The sequence below is a fragment of the Lactobacillus nasalidis genome, from assembly GCF_016587775.1.
GTDB lineage: Bacteria > Bacillota > Bacilli > Lactobacillales > Lactobacillaceae > Lactobacillus > Lactobacillus nasalidis.
Genome location: NZ_BOCG01000271.1, coordinates 1 through 3,086 on the forward strand (window position 1 = coordinate 1; position 3,086 = coordinate 3,086).

Genomic DNA, 3,086 nt, shown 5'->3' on the forward strand with positions numbered 1-3,086 from the left:
GCCCTTGACGGCAGCCGTCAAGGCCGTCAGGCTGCTTTTTATCTGACTGGAGATCGTCTTTTCAGAGACATACTTGCGCAGCTGGGTCATCAGCCAGCCGACATCGTTGGTCTGGTAAAAGGCGATCACCGATTTGGTCATCTTGGTCACCTGCTTGATCAAAACAGGCACATAGTAGCGCAGGGCAAAATACAGCAAGACGACGATCAACAGGTAGGTGACCGCCACGATCAGCTTGTCAGAGACATGCTTGAACTTCCGCTGCACGAATCTGACCAGGTGAACGATCAAGTAGGTAAAGATAAAGGTGAGCAGGATCGTGTTCATCATCGACCGCACGCAGTACAGGGCCAAAATGATCATGAGCAGGACCGTTGCCCGCCGCAAATGCAAATTATTCTTAAAACGCGTCCAAAGACTGACTTCCATAAAAATTTTCCCAACTATCAAATAACTGAAAATTGCAATGGCTTGCCGATAATTCTAATTATTCTAGACCATCCGGCCGCAAAAAACAAATCAGAAGGCGCCGCCGCCTGAGCCGCCCCCGAAACCGCCACTGGAAGCCGAGCTAGCCGAGAAGCTGCCGCCAGAACCCGATGACGAAGCAACCGCCGCTGCAAAGCCGGAAGCAAAGTCCCCATAGCCGGGACCGGCATAGTAGCAAGTCCAGTAAGGGTCGGTGGCGATTTCCTCAGGGAATTCCAGCTTCAGCTGCTTGAGCACCTTTTTGGCCAGGCCAAAAGCAATGGCATAAGGCATGATCTGCTCCCACAAGGTCAGTTCGCCGATATCGCGCAGCTTGAACTGGCCGATGTCGTCCAACATGGCCTCAAAAGCCAGGGCCTGCTCAGTTGCCTGGGCGCCCTTTTCCGTCAGGTAAGAGAAGCGGTGCAGGCGGAAAATTGCTACTCCAAAGGCTGCCAAAACCCAAATGATTGCCGGAATGAGCCAGAAGATGTATTTGTCGTATAAGAAGAAGCAGACTGCAATGGCCGCTACCGAAAGCAGCATCACGCCAACGCTGTATAAGGACAGCATCTGTTCCCGGTCCAGCAGGACCTGGTCAACGTAGCCTTCCTTGACCAAGTTCTTTTGACTGGCCTGCTGCCAGTTCTTGTAGCTGGCCGTAATGCCGTTGCTGTCGCCAGAGCGGCGGAGTTCCTTGTTGCTGAAACTCTTGCCGTTGCCGACCTTTTTGAAAATCTTGTTTAAAAGCGGCAGGTCGCCGGTGTACTTGCTGGTCTTGGCGTAGGTATAGTTCTTCCCCTTCTTGTCTGGGCTAATCGTGATTTCGCCCCGGCCGGCCCTAAGGGCGATTTCCGCGGCCAGCGCGCTGGCGTCCGGGTCCTTTTTGCTGACCAGGATCTGGGCCGTGGTCGGACTGAAGGCCGGAATTTCAAAATTGTGGCCCAGTTCTTTCTTAGGCCGGACCGGGCTGCCCGACTTTCTGCTCTTGAAAAAGACCGGCAGATACAACAAGGGTGACAGGAAAAAGAGGACCAGGCCGATCAGTTCATAACCGTTGTGCCGGGACTTCTTGGCGGCAGTTTCTTGAGCCAGGCGTTTTTCCTGGTCGACGACCTTGGCCGCGATTTCCCCGGAATGCCGCTGTTTGTTCTGGCTGACCAAGCTGTTTGGAAAAAGCAGGTGCAGCTCTAAAAAAGTCGACTCCGGCAAAGTCGCTACTTCTGCTTTGACCAGACCCTTTTTCTTGTCAACGGTCAAGTGGCCGCTGGCATTGACATGGGCCCAGCCCTTCAAGAAGGAGAGATTTTGGCCCTTGAAGCGGACCGTGGCCGTCACATTGGAAATTTCTTTTTCCCAGCCGTCCCCGATGATCTTGAAATTCAATTCCGAAGCGTCATCGTAAGTGGCGACCGCCCCGGAAATCTTGTAGCGGTAAACCACCTGGACCTTCCCTTCTTCAACCCGGTGGTAGACCTTGAACTTGTAAGAATTGCCGCTCTTGTTGAAGTGGTAGACATTGCCGCTGGCTGCCTGGTTGTTCAAAAGCGGCTTGAAGCTTTTCCCGCTGGCCAGGTCCGTGACTTCCACGCTCTGAGCGCTGAGCTTCTGGCCACTGGCCAGCTTCTGGGTATAGTAGACCCCATTGGCTGAGTCGTCAAAGTCATAGACGATCTTCCGGGTCATCGACAAAGAACCGTCAGCGTTGACCACGGCCGTGACCTGCATTTTGGTCAAGTCATAATCGGCCAGGACTTTTTCCGGCAGAAAGAGGGCCAAAAAACTGGTCAAAAACAAGGCCAGGCCCCATAAATATTTGCGTTTCATCGTTTTTCCCTTTCACTCTTTTATTTTCCAGACAAATAATGCTGGCTGACTCAAATTGAAACTAGTTTTCCTTGATCTAATTATAATTCAAGCTCTGATCCCTTGGCAATGTGCAAATAGCCCAGCATTTATTCATAAAAAACAAGTCTTTCTTATAGCAAAGCCGATCCAGCGTGGTATACTTGAGATGTCATAATGGTCTTATAAGACCAAACGTGTTGGGAGGAAACGAGATGCGCAAACCTGTACTGGTCGGTATTCTTGCCGCGGAATTAGCATTAGTGGGGGCTGCTGTTTTTTATCACCAGAGCCAGGCCGACAAGGCTGACCAAAGCAGCAGCAACAGCAAAACTTATAAAGTCTACCGCAAGTCGGAAAAGAGCACAGCGGCAGCGAAGGAAAAGGCTCAAAGCTCGTCTGACAGCAAAAAGAAGAGCAAGAAGACAAGCAAGAAGCAGTCAGCCAGCTCCTCCAGCTCGCAGGTAAGCGAGACTGCAAGCAGCCAGTCGCAGTCAAGTCAAGACGAGCAAAGCTTCTCCAGCAGCCAAAGCAGCCAAACGGCCGCTTCCAGCAAGAAGAAGTCGTCCAAGAGCAGCTCAAACACTTCAACCAGCTCTAACTGGGGCCAGGGCTACAGCAACAACAATTACTACTATCAATACAGCTACTCCAGCCCAAGTTCAGGCAGTTCGACTTCCGGCGGCTCCAGCTCTTCGGCCAAGACGAGCAGCAAGTCCAGCAAGACCAGCAGCTCTGCCGACAATACTGCAAACGCCAATGCCGACCTGCCA

Annotated in this window: 3 protein-coding genes; 1 reads left to right on the forward strand and 2 read right to left on the reverse strand. The window is 52.1% G+C overall.

Translation table 11 applies throughout. The annotated features are described in order from the left end of the window. Positions 1-429: AI-2E family transporter (locus lacNas_RS04720; RefSeq protein WP_201330907.1), on the reverse strand; the 429-nt coding region annotated here is incomplete at its 3' end. Between the two features lie 90 nt (positions 430-519). Beyond that, entirely contained in the window at positions 520-2,295 is a 1,776-nt protein-coding gene (locus lacNas_RS04725) for a DUF2207 domain-containing protein (protein WP_201330908.1), read from the reverse strand. 233 nt (positions 2,296-2,528) lie between these two features. Between lacNas_RS04725 and lacNas_RS04730 the strand changes: the two genes are divergently transcribed. Then, a partial coding sequence (locus tag lacNas_RS04730) for a hypothetical protein (protein WP_201346646.1) occupies positions 2,529-3,086 on the forward strand: 558 nt, incomplete at its 3' end.

Excerpts from the sequence above, each read along its gene's own strand:
- lacNas_RS04725 (WP_201330908.1), bottom strand. The coding sequence starts at position 2,295 with ATGAAACGCAAATATTTATGGGGCCTGGCCTTGTTTTTGACCAGTTTT.